Raw genomic sequence first — 16503 nt, forward strand, 5'->3', positions numbered from 1 at the left:
TGTATCCTCCTTTCCGTTTTTATTTAGATAGTAGAAGCGCAGCCTCTTCTTCTGTCAGATTCTCTAACTGGTTCAATAAAGCCTCCAGGTCCGCTTCGGATTCGTCTTCAATAATCAGGTCGTTGATGTCATTGAAGTGTTTTCCGGCCAAGTCAGCAATGCTGATTCCACCCAGAAGGTCAACAATGGAAATGTTAATACTGCATTTCTTATTTATTTTATTTCTGATCTCCGCAGCTATAATGGAGTCCACTCCAACTGAACTGATCGGCTCATCAAGCACAAGTGCTTCCTTCTTGGCATGAATGGTCTCAGCGATGATCTCAGCGAAGAAATCCATGATAACCGCACATTTTTCTTCCATGCCGGAGGCTTTGGCCAGAATGCTGAACAAGTCGGTCTCCTGCATGTCCCCGGCAGTATCTTCGTTTTGCACGGCGAGGTGATTGTACAATGCAGGCTTGCCCGGATAATTATTAAGCGCAAGCGGCCAGTCCGCTTCACCGATTACCGCATGGCATAGCTGTTGTCCGAACACTCTTTCCAGGGCCTGCATGCCATTCACTGCGTAGATCGGGTTCATGCCTCTTTGATATTTATAATGATCAATCAAATTCTTTTCTTTAACCATCCCTACACCCCATGGTCCCCAGCCCAGACTCAAGGCAGTTTTGCCTTTACTGCGGCGGTAGCAGGCCAGTGAATCCATAAAGGAATTCGCTGCGGCATAATTCACTTGTCCAACCGCCGTTACAACCGATCCCGTGGATGAATACATGATGAAAAAGTCCAGTTCAACCTCTTCAAGATATTTATTCAATAACCAGGCGCCTTTAACTTTGGTGTCATAGACCTCATCGAACTCATGTTGCTCCATCTGCATCATTAATTTGTCTTTGACTACACCGGCAATATGGATCACACCGCCGATCGGCATGGTTTCTTCATGAATCAATCGATGCGTAAGCTCCCCGACTGCTGCTTCATCCGCGATGTCCAGCGCGGCTACTTCAACGGTACAGCCTTTCCGTTCAAGCTCATTGATAAATTGCACCTGGCTGTACAGCTTATGGGATGAAGCCATCCCTTTTCTTTCTTTTTTACCAGGGAACGGAGTACGGCCCACCAATACAAAATGTCTGGCTCCCTTCTCGTACATCCAATTCACAGTGATTTGCCCGAGTGAGCCCATTGCACCCGTGACCAGATAAATCTTATTGTCCGCCATAGTGACCGGGATGTTCCCGTCCAGATCGTAGATATGCTCCAGTCTGGCAACATAACGGACACCGTTTCTATACGCCAGCTGATCTTCACGTGTATAGTTCTCCAGATCATTGATCAGAAGTTCGACTGAGGCGGGGTGATGATCGATATCCATACTTGCTCCCCAGCTTCCAATGCACTCGGAGTGGCTGATTACCCTGCACATACCGATAGCCGCTCCCTGCAGGACATCAACTGGCTCTTTGCCGTCAACACTGACTGCCCCTTGGGTAACTGCCCAAGTACGATATTTCATGGAGTGCTCATTCAAAGTATTCATAACATGGCGGATACTGTTGACCGCCTTCTGCTTGGAAGCCTCTATAGCCTCCGTATCCATCTGATCATGACTTGAAATGTCCAGACCCCACAGGTGGATAATGCCGTATTCCTGCTGTTGATCCATGTGCTGAATCAGCTTAATATAATCCTCTTGATTATTGCTGACGATAACACTGCCTGCATCCTGGTTGCCGGGATTCTGATAATCCGCGTAGAACCGTTTGCAGTTATAGCCTCTGCCGCTTAAGTTGTCGGCAATCCTGTCACCCATGCCGGAAGCATCACACAGCACAACCCAGTTCGTATACGAATTACGGGCCGCGATCAGCTGCTCATCGTTCTCTGCCTCCTGAGCCTTCCATTCAATGGCATAGAACCATTCTTTCAGATTCTTCTCGCTAAGCACGGCATCTTCCGGACTTTTGTCTACTGATCTGGCAACAAAGTTGTCTACAATGACAACAATATTTCCTTGCTCATCATAGATTTCAATATCCCCGGCAATGAACTCCTTATTGGATTCCTTCACTATAGAACGGACCCGCAATGGACCGGATGTCTTACCGTATACGACGACTGAGTCCACCGTATCCGGCAGCTTAATATCAACTTGCCCGTGATCTCTCAGCTCATCAAATTGATTAGCGAGCAGCGACTGAAAGGCAGCATCAAGAATAACCGGATGCAGGATATTATCCATGTCCTGGATGCCTAACTCCTCCAGCATGCAGATCTCAGCCAGGACTTCATTATGATTAATCCATACCTTCTTAAGCCCCTGGAACATAGGACCGTAGGTGAAATTCATTTTCTCCAGCAGCTCGTAGCATTCCGCCTGATTCAGAATTTCCTTGGCACTGTGCTTAAGAGCCTCCAGATCGGCTGTCCGGTTGACCGGGAAGGTCTGTTTTCTGACAAATTCCCCACGGAAATTCTCGGTAGTTCTGGATACATCGCCATCTGCCAGGCTTCCGATCTTCACCACACCATGCTGCGGATCATAGTTAATAGACATGTGGCCGGCATTATTCTCATCAAGGAACAGCGCTCTTTTAAAGTGGATATGATATAAACCATACACCTCATCCATGCTTAATTTGCTATAATCACGGAGCATTTGGAACGCGGCTTCAATGAAATGGGCCCCGGCCAGCAGTACACTGCCATTTACACAATGATCTGAGACGAACGGCATAATATAATCATTGATTTCCGCTTCCCATACCGGAACTACGCTATTCTTGCGGTATCCGATAAAAGGATGCTCTTTCTGTCCAAGGCGTCTCTTCATATGCTCTTTGGATTCTTTCCAGAACCTCTCATGCTCCCACTGATAATGCGGCAGCTTCACATACTTAAAGGTTCCTCTGTAGATCCGGGACCAGTCAATTTCATAGCCTGCACAGAATAGCTCAGACAAGGTTCTAAGCATTCTTGGGATTTCCGGATCATTTCTGCGGAGGGAGGGCGAGATCAGAACTTCCAGATCCATCTCACTCGCAAGCTCACTTACTGAATTCGCCAGTACCGGATGAGGGCCAACCTCAACAAAACAGGCATAGCCTTCCTCCAAAATCTGTTCCATGGCCTTGGCAAAGTACACGGAACCCGATACATTCAGCCACCAGTATTCATTATCCAGCTCCGGCCCTTCCGCCAGCTGGCCATTTCCGGTGGTATACGTTCTTATTTTGGTTGGTTGCGGATGAATATCGCGCAGGGCTTCCAGCAGCTCCGATTTAATCTCATTCATAAACACACTATGATAAGGTACCGTTACTCTTAAGAACTTGTTAAAAACACCGTCAGCTTCAAGCTTGCTGCTGATCTCTGTAAGACAGGCCATATCTCCGGATAGGGTTACGCTTGTGTTGCTGTTGATTGCCGCAATGGATACTTTGTCGTTATTGTCAGCAATCAGCTCTGCGGCCTGTTCTTCATTCAAGCCAACCGCAAGCATACCGCCTTTACCCGTCAGCCGCTGCTGGAGCATACTGCGGTAATACGAAATCCGGACCGCATCTTCAAAACTGTAGACACCGGCAGCATACAATCCTGCCACTTCACCCACACTGTGTCCGATAATCAGATCCGGGACGACCCCCATGCTCTTCCACATCTCAACCAAGGCCACCTGCACCGTAAAATTCAACGGCTGGGAGACTTCGGTGAACTGCATGCTGGATTGTTCCTCATCAATAAGGAATTCATCCAGCAATGACCAGGACAAGTATTGGGAGAACTCAGCGTGGCACTTCTCGACCGTATGGCGGAATACCGTATTCGCATGATAGAGCTCGCGTCCCATCGCGTACCATTGAGGACCCATGCCGGTGAAAATAAACACCAGTCTCTTGTCTTTGCCCTCATTGCCCGCAACCACATTCTGCGGCAGAGTATCCTGCTGATAATCTGTCAGACCCTGAATGATCTCCTGTGTATTCCCTCCGAATAACACAAGGGATTTCGGGAATTTCTCACGTTTGGTAAGGGCGGAATAACAAATATCCGGTAAACTTTCTTCTGTATGATTCAGAAATTGAGTGTATTCTGCGGCAAGAGCCTTTAAGGATTGCTCTGTTTTTGCGGAGATGGTTAATACTTGAGGCAGTTCTTCGTTGACTGTTCCATCGTACTTTCTGTCACCCGTTATTCCCTGTAAAATCACGTGCGCATTGGTTCCGCCAAATCCGAACGAATTGACACCGACGATGGCAGCTTTACCATCCTGCGGCCAGCTTTCATTGGTTAAGGGAATTCTTAGCCTCAGCTTGTCCAGATCAAGCTCAGGATTAAGCTCTTTCATTCCGATATGCGGCACAATCTGTCGATGATCAAGAATGCACGCCGCCTTGATTACCGATGCTACGCCGGAGGCTGCCTCCAGATGACCGATGTTCGGTTTGACCGAGGCCATGATACATCTGTTATCTTCAGTCCTGTGCTCTCCAAAGAACTCACCGACCGCATTGACTTCAATGGGATCACCCAGTGCTGTTCCGGTTCCGTGCAATTCGACATACTGAACTTCATCGGAGGCAATTCCTGCTTTCGCATATACATCCTGCAGCAGCATCTTTTGTGATTCGCCGTTAGGAACCGTAATACCATTCGTTTTTCCATCCTGGTTCACAAGGCTCTCTCTGATCACGGCATACACATAGTCGCCGTCTTCGAGCGCTTTTTCCAGACTTTTAAGGACAAGGATTCCGCCCCCTTCCCCCCTGACATAACCGTTCGCAGCAGCGTCGAAGGTCTTGCAGCTTCCGTCCACCGATAAGAATCCGCCTTTGGATTCGGCTATGAAATATTCCGGGGCATAGATCAGTTCCATGCCGCCTGCCAAGGCCAGATCGCATTCACCGTTGTGCAGGCTTTTGCAGGCCTCATGAACAGAAACCACAGAGGACGAGCAGGCTGTATCTATGGATAGAGAGGGACCCATTAAATTGTATATGTACGAGATTCTATTCGATAACATCGTCATCATGCTTCCTACTGCAGCATGGGTTCCAATTTGTGCAGCGTCAGCAAATTGCAGGATTTTATAATCGAGCGTAAATCCGCCGATAAACACACCGGTGTGGGAACCGCTCAGACTGCCGGGCTTAATTCCTGCGTCTTCTAACGCCTCCCAGACAATCTCCAGCATTTGTCTCTGTTGCGGATCGATCTGATCGGCCTCTCTGGCATTAATTCCAAAGAACTTTGCATCAAATTGATCAAAATTATCGATAAATCCTCCGCGCCTGGCGTGGCTTTTTCCTTTTACCTGTTTGTTGGGATGATAATATTCTTCAATACTCCATCTATCCTCGGGAATATCCGTAATCGTATCCTTGCCTGACTTCAAGATGTCCCAGAACTGTTCAACATTATTTGCGCTTCCCGGGAACCTGCAGCCCATCCCCACAATCGCCACTAGCTTGTCTGTCTGCTTATTCATACCTATCGCTCCTTTTACTATGCTTATCATTCACGACTGTAAATCACAAAAAAATTCCATTAAACTATATATGTATTTTTTTGAATAAACATGCATTTTACAAGGGATTGGTAGACTTCAAAGTGGTGAAAATTAACTATTACCATTTACGGGGTTGAATAGGTATAAAGTAGGGAGAATTAGTATAAGAGGCAATATTTACATTTAACAAGATAAAAATAGCATATATCCCATAATTAAAATGTGACTTTCTTCACCAAAAAAAGCTCACCTTAAGGTGAGCAGCATAACCCATATCGATGGTCGCATTGTTAATCAATTTATGAATAATCGCCCCGTGATAGAGACCTTCTGTCTATAGCTCTCCAATCATTTGCAGCTCAATCTGCTTCATCCGGTACAAGTAGCCCTCTTGCTCCATTAGCTCCGCATATGAACCTGTTTCGATGACCCTGCCCTGCTCCATGACGATAATCCTGTCCATTCCTTCCAGGCCGGTAAGCCGGTGGCAAATGAGCAGTAATGTATCTCCGGCGGACTGTTCGTAGAGACGGGTTAACACGCGCTCTTCCGTTACATAGTCCAGCGAAGAGGTCGGTTCATCCAGCAGCCATAACCGCCCTTTGCGGAGCATGACCCGGGCCAGCGCCAGACGCTGCTTCTCACCGTCAGACAGGTTCTCTCCTTTCTCGAATACCACATCGGTTAAAGCCACATCCGGCAATTGGGCCTTAGCGAGAGCTTCTAACAATACTTCGTCAGATGGTTCTTCTCCATTCAGCAGCAGGTTGTCACGGACTGTTCCGCGGAAAAAATGACCTTGCTGTAAGACGACATTCGAGGCTTCCCAAATGCCTGACTCATCCAGCTCTTGTACCGGAATGCCGCCCAAACGTATCTCTCCGGATGCAGGTGTGCGCAGCTTGAGCAGCAGATCAATCAGCGTGGATTTGCCGGACCCGCTTGGTCCGACCACGGCCGTTCGGGAGCCTGCCGGGAGGTGCAGCGATACTTCCTTCAGTGCGGGCCGCCACTCGTCTTCATATTGGAACGTAACGCAGGACAGCTCCACCGAAACAGCATCGTCTGCTGGCAGAATGAGGCCCGGCTGCACAGGTAAGTCACCGGCAGTGCCTACAGTTTCAGTCAGCCTTTTGGCCGCGTGCTCGCTGTCTTGCTTATAGGCTGGCATAGTAGCCATGGCTGCGGCTTCTTCGAACACCGTCTGTGAGGCCATGACAAGCATCGCCAGAAATACGCCGGCCAGCGCACCTTCCATAATTAGATAGGCTCCTAACGTCAGTACACCCCAGGAAATAAAAAAGGTGACAAAGGTGTGCATCGCCTGTCCGCGCAGCAAATGTCCTGCCGCACGCTGCTGCTCTGCTGTCAGTGCTGCCGAAGCCGCCTGGAGCTGCTGCTCCCGCTGCGGCAATTGCCCGTACACCTTCAGATCGCGGAAGCCATACAAGACCTCGGTCACTTCCGTTGACAGCAGCGCCCGCTGCTTGCGGACACGGCCATTAATCGCCCGCTGGCCCAGTAATACGATTCCCGGTACAACCAACGCGGTTAGCAGCATTCCTGTTACAAACAAGCAGGCGATCCAGAATGAATAAGAAGCACTGAACACCATAGTGGCCAGAAAGACCGTGATGACGATAACCGGCGGATAAGCGACACGTAAAAAATAATTTTGCAGGCTCTCTACATCGCCGACAATCCGCGCCAGCAGATCTCCGCTGCGGTTCTTGTTCAAGATGCCGGGCGTTAACGGGATCAGCCGGGCAAAAAAGCCTGTGCGCAAACGGCTAAGCATAGAAAAGGTAGCTCTGTGCGAATACAGACGTTCCCCGTAACGGCTTGCCGCGCGGAGCAAACCCAGTAGCTTGACCAGCGAAGTCAGTATGATCAGGGTGTAGAGCGGTGGCATAAAGACCGTCTGTGAAATCAGATACCCGCTTGCGGAGAAGAGGGCCACACCGGCTGCTCCGGCAATAAACCCTCCCAGAATCGACAGGAGAATATCCTTACGCTCTGCTATCATGGCCTTGGACAAAATCGCCAGTTCGTTCATGCTGACCCTCCTTTTCGCTGCATATCAACCATCTCGGCATATTGCGGCACACGTTCAAGGAGCTCGTCGTGAGGTCCTGCCGCCGCCAATACGCCATGGTCCATAAACAAAATGTGATCCGCTTGCCGGATCGTATATAACCGGTGCGCGACTGAGATCATCGTTGCCTTTTGGGCCAGCTTGGTTATAGAGCTTTGCAGAATCTGCTCGGTCTGCAAGTCGAGTCCTACCGTAGGCTCATCGAACAGGATCAGAGCCGGACGTTTCAAGAAAGCCCGTGCTAGAGCAAGACGCTGCTTTTCCCCGCCCGACAGTCCCCTGCCGCCTTCCCCGACATAGGTATCTAATCCCTGCTCCAGCCCGGCAACCAGCGTTGCAAGTCCCGCTTCTTCTGCGGCCTGCCTGATTTCTTCCCTGAAGACCTTACGTCCGGCACCGATGGCGATATTCTCAGCAAAGGTACCGGCAAAAATATAGGGGTGCTGCGTAATGTAGCTGACCTGCTCAAACCATGAGTCTTCCTCCCACTCCGTCAGCGGGCTTCCGTTCACCAGCACGGTCCCGGATACCGGCTTCAGCAGCCCGGCAATGAGATGGAGCAAGGTTGTTTTGCCAGAGCCGCTTTTACCGACAATCGCAACATGCTCTCCCGATCCTATGGAGACGGGTCCGGCCTTAAGCTCAAATGAACCGGGTGCATAATGGAACTGTACCTCATCCAGCGCAATGGATGGCGGCATCCGGAGCAGCTTGTCTGATGAGTGCTGGCCCTCTTCCGGCTGTGTGCCGGAGTCGCCGCCGCCTATTTCCGCAAGCATCTGCTCCACCTTACGGACTGCCCCCATACTGGTCCGCCCGCTGTGAAAAGCAGTGCCTGTATTTTTGAGCAGATTAAAGAATTCAGGAACCAGCAGCAGCACCAGAAAAGCCGTGTGGAACGGCATCGATTTAAATACGAGCAGTTGAATAGCCAATTCAAGGGCAACAATCCCGATGCTCAGCATAACGATGGATTCCAGCATAAAGGTATTCGTAAAGGCAACCTTCAGAATATCCATGGTCGCGTCACGGTACCCCAGGCTGCTGCGCTCAATCTGCTGCTGCTGGCGGCGGGATTGTCCGAATATTTTCAAGGTAACAAGCCCCTGGAGCGAATCCAGGAAGGTGCCGGAGAATTCGGCAAGCTGCGCATATTTTTCTTCGGATTTATTCTTCGTCTGCAGCCCCACCAGAATCATGAACAGCGGGATGAATGGTGCCGTAAACAGCAGAATGAAGCCCGTATTCGCATGTAAGATGAACGTAACCACCAATATTAGAACCGGGATAATAGCTGCTTCGACCATCCGCGGCATGTATTGACTGAAATAGCTGTCCGCCTCGTCCACTGCATCCAGCGCCACACTGACCTTTCCCCCCGTCTGTCCCCGCAGCGTTGAAGGCATAGAGGCACGGGTAAGCTTTTGCAGCACGGCTGAACGCATATTGGCCTTAGCGGCGGCCGCCATAGTTAGGCCTATTTTCCCATTTGCATATAACAGCAACGTGCGGATCGCCATCACTGACAGCAGAAGCGCGAGCAGCAGAGCAACCGAAGATAACGAAGCCTTCTCCACGAACACCCGCTGGACCGCTTCCGCCAGCAGCCCGGCCTGACTTACAATCGCAATGCCGAGCAGGAGCGACAGGATGGCAAGCATAACCAATCGTTTGCGTTGCCGTGACATTTGCTCAGCGATCAGGCTTGTTGTCTTGTCCATTTATTTCTTTCCTTTCACATAATCTGCGTCAAAGAGGAACAGCTTGAACACCAGAATCAGGGAAGGAATGAGCAGGCACATCCCGCCGATGAACACAATGACCAGCGCCAGGCCCATGGCCGGTGAAGTAATGCTGTTCTCCAGCGTAATGAACGGGTCCAGAATATAAGGATACTGCCCGATGCCGTATGCGAAGAAGGCGCAGAGAAATTGCAGCATGATGCTTATGAACGCCAACCCGTAACGGCGTCCGCTGTACAGCAGCCACATGGCAAGCATGAAGAAAGCAACGGACAGCGCAAGCAGCCACCATAGATCCATCATATTTTGAAAATGCCGCTCATTGTGCTGGCCCAGATAAATAAAGGCCGTCAGCGCGATAACAATCGTCGGCGTGCTCCAGAACAGCGCATAAGTACGCATAAGCTTCAGTGCGGGCTGATCCTCTGCCCGGGAAGCATAAAAAGCCAAAAAGGAGGCGCTGATGAACAGCACAGATACAATCGCCAAGCCCACAATGCTCCAGGATAACGGGTTAGTGAACAATGCCCAGTAATCCAGAGACACGGTCTCTCCCTGCTTAAAGATAAAGCCGCCTTCCGACAGGGTAAGTGCCACCGACAAGGACGCGGGAATCAGCAGGCCCGAAGCGCCGTACAGGAACAGATATACGATGTTATTTTTGGAGCCGTAATTCTCGAACGCATAGAACGAACCACGGATCGCGATGAGGATAAGCGCAATGCTTCCCGGAACAAGCAGTGCCGAGCCGTAATAATAAGCCGTATCCGGGAAGAAGCCGACAAGTCCAATGTAAAAAAAGACGAAAAATACATTCGTAATCTCCCAGACAGGCGATAAGTAGCGGGAGATCAAACGGTTAATCAGATGATCCTGCTTCGTCAGCCGGGCATAAAAGGCAAAGAACCCGGCTCCAAAATCAATAGAGGCCACAATTAAATAGCCGTATAAAAACAGCCAGAGCACTGAAATTCCAATCAGCTCATAACTCATTTTGCGTGCTCACCCCTTACTGTTGATTTGCCGCCGGGAGGCTGATTCCACTTCTCCATCTCGGTTTCTGCCGGATTGTCCTTGAACATACGCCGCAGCACAAGCACACAGACAGTACCTAACAGGATGTACAGCAACAGGAACACAAAAAACAGGATTCTCACGCTCGGTGATGCCGTAGCCCCCTCTTCTACACGCATGTAGCCCCTTAAGATCCAGGGCTGCCGACCGATTTCAGCGTAGAACCAGCCAAGCTCGACTCCCAGAAAAGCAAGCGGTGCGCCTAACGCGATCGCGCGAAGCAGCCATTTGTTATGCTCATTGCGTTTTTTCCAGAAGACAAACAGGAAATACAGGAACGAAATGCCTAGCAGTGCGAACCCTACACCGACCATCAGATCAAACAAATAATGAACCAGGAGCGGCGGCCGCTCATCCGCAGGGAATTCATTCAGACCTGTCACTTCTGCATTAAAATCTCCAAAGGCGAGGAAGCTGAGAAATTTGGGAATGTGCAGTGCGCCCAGAACCTCATGCTCTGCGTTAAGCCACCCTAACAGAATCAGATCTGCCCCGCTTTCCGTTTCAAAATGCCACTCTGCCGCAGCCAGCTTCTCCGGCTGATGCTCCGCCAAAAATTTTGCAGACGTATCTCCAGCAAGTGCATTCAGCAGTCCAAACACCATCACCACGGCCATCATCAGCTTCAGCGCTTTTTTATGGTATTCGGAGGCACCCTTCTTCAGGAGTGCGAACGCGGCAATGCCTGCCAGCAGTGCAGCTCCGGTCAGATAGGCTGAGCTTAAGACATGGAACACCTTGGAGAACGTCGCTGTATTCAACATCGCCTCCACCGGATTCACTGCGATGAATTGCCCTCCCGCCATAGCAAAGCCCTCGGGCTGATTCATGAACCCGTTTACCGTCGTGATAAAAACAGCGGACATCCCGGCACCGGCAACAATCGGGATCGTAAGAAGCCAGTGGATATACGGTTTTTTGAACCGGTCCCAGGTATAGAGGTAAATGCCCAGGAAAATGGCCTCAAAAAAGAAAGCAAACACTTCCATAAATAACGGGAGCGCAATCACGTTACCGGCCAGCTTCATGAAATTCGGCCAGACCAAGGCCAGCTGCAATGAAATCGCTGTACCTGTCACCACACCCACCGCTACAGAAATGACAAACCCGCGGGCCCATCTCTTCGCCATCAGCGTGTAGTGAGGGTCTTTTTTGCGTATGCCCATGAATTCTGCAATAGCGATCATCAGCGGAACCCCGACGCCAATTGTTGCGAAAATAACGTGGAACCCCAGTGTCAAGCCTGTCACCAGTCTGCTCCACAGCACGGTATCGATGCCCATTACGTTAGTGCCTCCTTATAAAAATCGTAGATATTTTGAATTATTATATCTTTAATTTTAAGTAAATCGGCTCCGGTCACCTTTTTGCCTTCAAACGTTCATGGAAGCATCAACTCTTTCTTACATCTTAGTGAATACCGCCGAAACTACTCTATCGGGCTATTGTTAGATAGGGAATAACATGGTAAGGGATGGTCCGGCAATAAAAACAGCGGCAATCTAAGACTCAATAAATAAAGTCTTAAACTGCCGCTGATCCTATCAAGAGCAGAATCCCCTCAGACCGGACTGCCACTCTTCTTGAAGTACTGCTGCACCAGAAAATTCATGATCTCGCCCGGTTGTTCTCCGGAGAACTCCGCCTTGTCTGCGAACAGCATCCCGTAAGGTGCTTCCGGGGTGTACGGCTCCCAGTGCGGCAATGCTTCGCCTGTGGAATCTTGTCCGTTCGGGTCGCCGGTACGGATGAAGTGAGCGGTATAATTGCACATCTGGCGGGCCAGATCATAATGCTTGCCGACAAACGGCCGCCAGCACTTGGCCAGCGTTTCGAAGAAGAACCACAGATCCACCGAGTGGAAGGTGCCCGGGTTATCCCATCCCGGAATCTCCGCATCGAAATTATAGTAATAGAGCGGGGTTTCGCTTCCGGTATCCGCATTCGCCTGCCCGGCGATCCGGATGGCGTATTCGACCCCGCTTACCGCTGCCCGCTCCGCCGCTTCCTGAACAGCATCCGGCCTAGCACCGCTAAGCTTCAGGAAGGTCTCCGCATCCTCCCCGAACATGTCCGCCGCAAGCTGCTTGAGCTCCCCGTAGGAATGCACATTCGGAGTGCTGAAGAACTCGGAGGAGGTATGGCCTAGCATAATCGGCACCTTCAAGCGTCTGTTCTGCACGAACAGATCGAACGGGTTGCCCACCTGGAACTTCTGGTCAGCAACGGTGCCCCAGAACCCGCCAAGCGCAACTGCCTTGTCCCGCAGATAGACCGCATCCAGCTTCCGCGCTTCCGCGAGGGAGGATACACCCAGATAGTTAAAGAACTCGATGCCGTCCTGCTCCGCTTCCTGCAACGTCCCCCGTAGCGGCGGCAGCAGGGTTCCCGGATACAGGTCGGTGAAGATACCGCTTTCAACAATCGCCCGCTGAAACAATCCTTCGTTCTGCGGAGAGGTGAGCTGGCTCATGACACTGCCGCCGCCCGCAGACTGCCCGCCGATGGTGATGTTGTCCGGGTCACCGCCAAAGGCGGCAATATTGCGCTTCACCCAGCGGGTAGCAGCCTGCTGGTCAAGGTTGCCGAAGTTGGCGGGCGCCTCCGGCGATTCCGCCGTAATCTCGGGGTGGCAGAGGAAGCCGAAGATATTCAGCCGGTAGTTAATCGTCACCACCACAATCCCTCTGCGGGCAATCCGTTCCCCGTCGAATTCCATCTCCGCCGGATGGCCCACCTGGAGCCCGCCGCCGAAATACCATACATAGACGGGTAGCTTCTCGTCCGCCTGCTTGGCCGGGGTCCATACGTTCAGGTACAGGCAATCCTCGCTCATCGCGATATCCGGCTCTACCGCCCATTCACGGGTATAGATATTGTTATCATCCAGCTCCTGTCTGACCTGCATGGAGACCGGTGCGAACTCGTGGGCCTGAAGAACACCCTCCCAGTCTTCGGCAGGCTGCGGTGCCCGCCAGCGGTTCTCGCCTACAGGCGGAGCTGCGAAAGGTATTCCCTTGAAGCTCGTAATCCGGGGATCGGCTGCGGGCAAGCCTTTTACCGTGCCATTCTCCACATTGACCAATCTAAGCATATTACCGTCTCCTTTACATCCACATCGTTGCTTACCCCCAAATTCTAATAGACCCCTTGCCTCAAAACAATGATCTAAGCAGGGCCGTAATTGATCTATTCTAACATGCCGGTGCTAAGGGAGGAACTACATTGAAAACTCGCATTCTCGGTCAACAAGGAATAGAATTCTCTGTTATGGGTTTGGGTACGATGGGGATGACCATGGCATACGGTCCTTCCAATGAAAAAGAAGGCCTCTTTAATTTCACAAAAGTCAGAGCGATTGTCTGACCATTAAATTGGCCTGCAAACGGTGTTCCTCTTTTCCTGAAGTGCCATCCTCAATTCTCTGCAATATCACTTCAGCAGTTTTTACACCAAGCTGGAAGGACGGCTGCTGAATAACGGTTAACGGCGGATGAGTGACCCGTGTCCACTGCACATCATCGAATCCAACAACGGCCAACTGGTCCGGTATACGAATAGAATGGTCTTGCAGATACGTCATTACGCCCATTGCCATCACATTATCTGTCACAAAAATAGCTGTCGGATTCTTCTCTAACAAATCTCCCATCCTGTTGTATCCGTTCTCAAAGCTAACCTCCTCAAAACAAATCAGTGAGTCATCCAATTCGAGGCCTGCATTCCTTAGTGTTTCAGAATAACCCTCATACCGTTCAATGGTTGTCGTTACCGAAAGGGGACCGGATAGAAACGCAATTCTTTGGTGGCCTTTGTCCAGGATCCTCTGTGTTGCTTCCTTCGTCACTGTTTTGTTGTCAATAAGAACAGAATCCCGTTCGCAATGATTAGGCACCCTATCAATATAGACCACAGGATAATCTCCAAACATCCGCTCGTAATCTGAATCTCTGCTGGCTGGAGCTACAATCAGTCCGTCAATCATTTGTGAATCAAACATACTGATTTCTTTGTTCTCCGCCTCCATATTGTCACTGGAATCACTCAAAATAAGGTGATAGCCTCTTTGCTTCAATACGCTTTGTACTCCGGCTGCTACCGACATAAAATAAAAGTTCGAAGTTTCAGAAGCAAGGAGCGGAGCAAGAAACGCAATAATATACGATCTCCGGCTGCGCAGGGAGCGGGCTACAGAATTGATCCGGAAGTTAAGCTCATCCATTGCAAACTGTACCTTCTGTTTCGTCTCATTGGACACAAACCGTGTTCCATTAATGACGTGTGAGACTGTAGCTGTAGATACATTAGCTCTTAGCGCCACATCTTTAATACTGATATTCTTTTTTTCAGCCATTTAAATTACACCTGTCTCGTTTCGCATTAAGCATCTCCGTTACCTCAATGGTTATTCACCGTGATCATGGAAGTAAACGATTACTTACTATATAATATATTTTCACTAGAAGCTTTTGTCAAATACTATTGTAAGTCAAGTCTGGTTTCTTCTAACATTACATTTTCCTCTATTCATACTAAGCTCTTAATGTTTGTATCTTAACCTGCTTAAATTCCGCTGCTCCCTGACTAACGAACAAGGCTAGCTTTCCTTGCTCAATATCATACATTCTGGCGCTCAGCGCCACTTCCCCCCCAACATAAATTTCGCAAATCGTGCCGTCAATAAACACCTTCAGCTCATATTCCTGTTCCGGCAGCAGCTTAAGCGGACGTTCCAGCTCGACATCGTAAGGGAAGGTCTTGCCCCCATCCTCAGATTGCATAATCGGCCCACGGAAGGTAATCCGGCTACGCTCCGGCTCCAGCGTAATATAGTAGGCAAAGTCAAGACTTTCGCCTGCCCGAAGCATGAACCCCAGCCCCTGGGCCGATCCCGAAAAACGTACAGTTGCAGAAATCTTGCACTGACCGGGCAGTTCCTCCTGTGTGAGACAACCTGCAAAAGCATAAGGAGAGTCACAGCGCAGCATATCGTCTGTGATCACCCATTCTCCCGCAATCCCTTTAAAGCTCACGGGTACCTGTTCAGCAAAAGCAGAGACAACAGTGGCAGGAACGTTAACACCGAGCGTTCCATCCGGGCGCTGAGTTATTTCATGTACAATCAGATTGCCGCCCCAATCCCAGGTATTATAGTCTTTGCCTGGAGCTTTCGGCGGATTCCAGCCGAACAGATCGTCGTTCTTCGTCGGATTCCAGCCGAACAAATACCGCTTGTATCCATCCGATACCGACTTCGCCGCATAATAAGCCCGTCCATCTAAGGCTTCCTCCGGCGGTGCAATCCATGGTCCGTTCAAGGAACGGCTCATCCGGTAAAAAGTGCCGAAACGCCCCGTATAAGAGGAATAAATCAGATACCACCAATCCCCCATCCGGAACAAGTCCGGGCATTCGTGCGCGCCTACATGTAGGTTCGGTGCGTACAATGGCTCACGGTATTCCCAATGCTTAAGATCCTTGGAGGACAGCAGACCCGTGCAGCCTTTCCGGTTCGTCGGTCCCTTGGCCAGAGCGGCGATCAGCATCCAGTACTGCCCCTCTTCTTCATTCCAGAAGACAAAGGGATCGCGCCAGTCTGCCAGCTCATATATTTCACCGTCCGGGCCAAAAGTATCTTCAGGAATCGGCTCCCATGTGCGCAGGTCCTTGCTGATAGCATGACAGGCGAACTGTTTCCCTTCGGGAAAGATACAGTAGAACATATGATAGACATCATCCACTTTGAGAATGTGGCCGGTTCCGCCATCGATTTTGCAGGCTCCATCTTCCCGGTAATTCACGAAATCCTTCGTTCCAAGCAGATGCCAACCGTGCTCAAGGTCTTCACGGTCATTTTCTCTCCAGCCATGCAGATAAAAAAGTTTAAACTCCCCTTCTTCATAATAAGGGATGACATCCCCTACCCAAGCGTTATCCGGACGATAGAAAAATTCCTTCATTGCTTATTCCTCCCGTTATCTTGAATAGCTTAGGGTATCCTGAGGTGCAAAAGTATCCAGGCTTCTTGAGGTTACAATACCCGCTGCGCTTTTAACCTTTAGGCATTCTTGCCGGTA

Annotated in this window: 9 protein-coding genes; 1 reads left to right on the plus strand and 8 read right to left on the minus strand. The window is 50.2% G+C overall.

Going from position 1 to position 16503, the window contains the following annotated elements; translation table 11 throughout:
- Nucleotides 1–19 precede the first annotated feature (19 nt).
- The 6 genes from NSS64_RS17000 to NSS64_RS17025 all read right to left on the minus strand — a co-directional run bounded on the left by NSS64_RS17000 (nt 20) and on the right by NSS64_RS17025 (nt 13520).
- Complete coding sequence (locus NSS64_RS17000) at nt 20–5494, minus strand: type I polyketide synthase (protein WP_341140898.1); 5475 nt, start codon at nt 5492–5494, stop codon at nt 20–22.
- 355 nt (nt 5495–5849) lie between these two features.
- Complete coding sequence (cydC, locus tag NSS64_RS17005; RefSeq protein WP_341140899.1) at nt 5850–7571, minus strand: thiol reductant ABC exporter subunit CydC; 1722 nt, start codon at nt 7569–7571, stop codon at nt 5850–5852.
- Complete coding sequence (gene cydD / locus NSS64_RS17010) at nt 7568–9331, minus strand: thiol reductant ABC exporter subunit CydD (protein WP_341140900.1); 1764 nt, start codon at nt 9329–9331, stop codon at nt 7568–7570. The genes cydC and cydD overlap by 4 nt, the downstream gene beginning before the upstream one ends.
- A complete protein-coding gene (locus NSS64_RS17015; RefSeq protein ID WP_340941831.1) occupies nt 9332–10345 on the minus strand; it encodes a cytochrome d ubiquinol oxidase subunit II in 1014 nt (337 codons plus the stop codon). It lies immediately after the preceding gene.
- The gene (locus NSS64_RS17020) at nt 10342–11709 is read right to left on the minus strand and encodes a cytochrome ubiquinol oxidase subunit I (RefSeq protein WP_341140901.1); all 1368 of its coding nucleotides are present in this window, start codon (nt 11707–11709) and stop codon (nt 10342–10344) included. The genes NSS64_RS17015 and NSS64_RS17020 overlap by 4 nt, the downstream gene beginning before the upstream one ends.
- Nucleotides 11710–11987: 278 nt before the next feature.
- Complete coding sequence (locus NSS64_RS17025; RefSeq protein ID WP_341140902.1) at nt 11988–13520, minus strand: carboxylesterase/lipase family protein; 1533 nt, start codon at nt 13518–13520, stop codon at nt 11988–11990.
- A gap of 131 nt (nt 13521–13651) precedes the next feature.
- Here NSS64_RS17025 and NSS64_RS17030 point away from each other — a divergent pair, with 131 nt between their 5' ends.
- Nucleotides 13652–13792: a hypothetical protein gene (locus tag NSS64_RS17030; protein ID WP_341140903.1), complete on the plus strand. Its 141-nt coding sequence runs from the start codon at nt 13652–13654 to the stop codon at nt 13790–13792.
- Here NSS64_RS17030 and NSS64_RS17035 read toward each other — a convergent pair.
- Together NSS64_RS17035 and NSS64_RS17040 are read right to left on the minus strand one after the other, a co-directional pair.
- Nucleotides 13776–14780, minus strand: a complete 1005-nt coding sequence (locus NSS64_RS17035) for a LacI family DNA-binding transcriptional regulator (protein ID WP_341140904.1) — start codon at nt 14778–14780, stop codon at nt 13776–13778. The genes NSS64_RS17030 and NSS64_RS17035 overlap by 17 nt on opposite strands.
- 178 nt (nt 14781–14958) lie before the next feature.
- Nucleotides 14959–16386, minus strand: coding sequence for a glycoside hydrolase family 32 protein (locus tag NSS64_RS17040; protein WP_341140905.1), 1428 nt, complete (start codon nt 16384–16386; stop codon nt 14959–14961).
- Nucleotides 16387–16503 lie beyond the last annotated feature (117 nt).

It is taken from the genome of Paenibacillus sp. FSL H8-0122, from assembly GCF_038005345.1.
In the GTDB taxonomy this organism is placed as follows: Bacteria; Bacillota; Bacilli; order Paenibacillales; family Paenibacillaceae; genus Paenibacillus_AQ.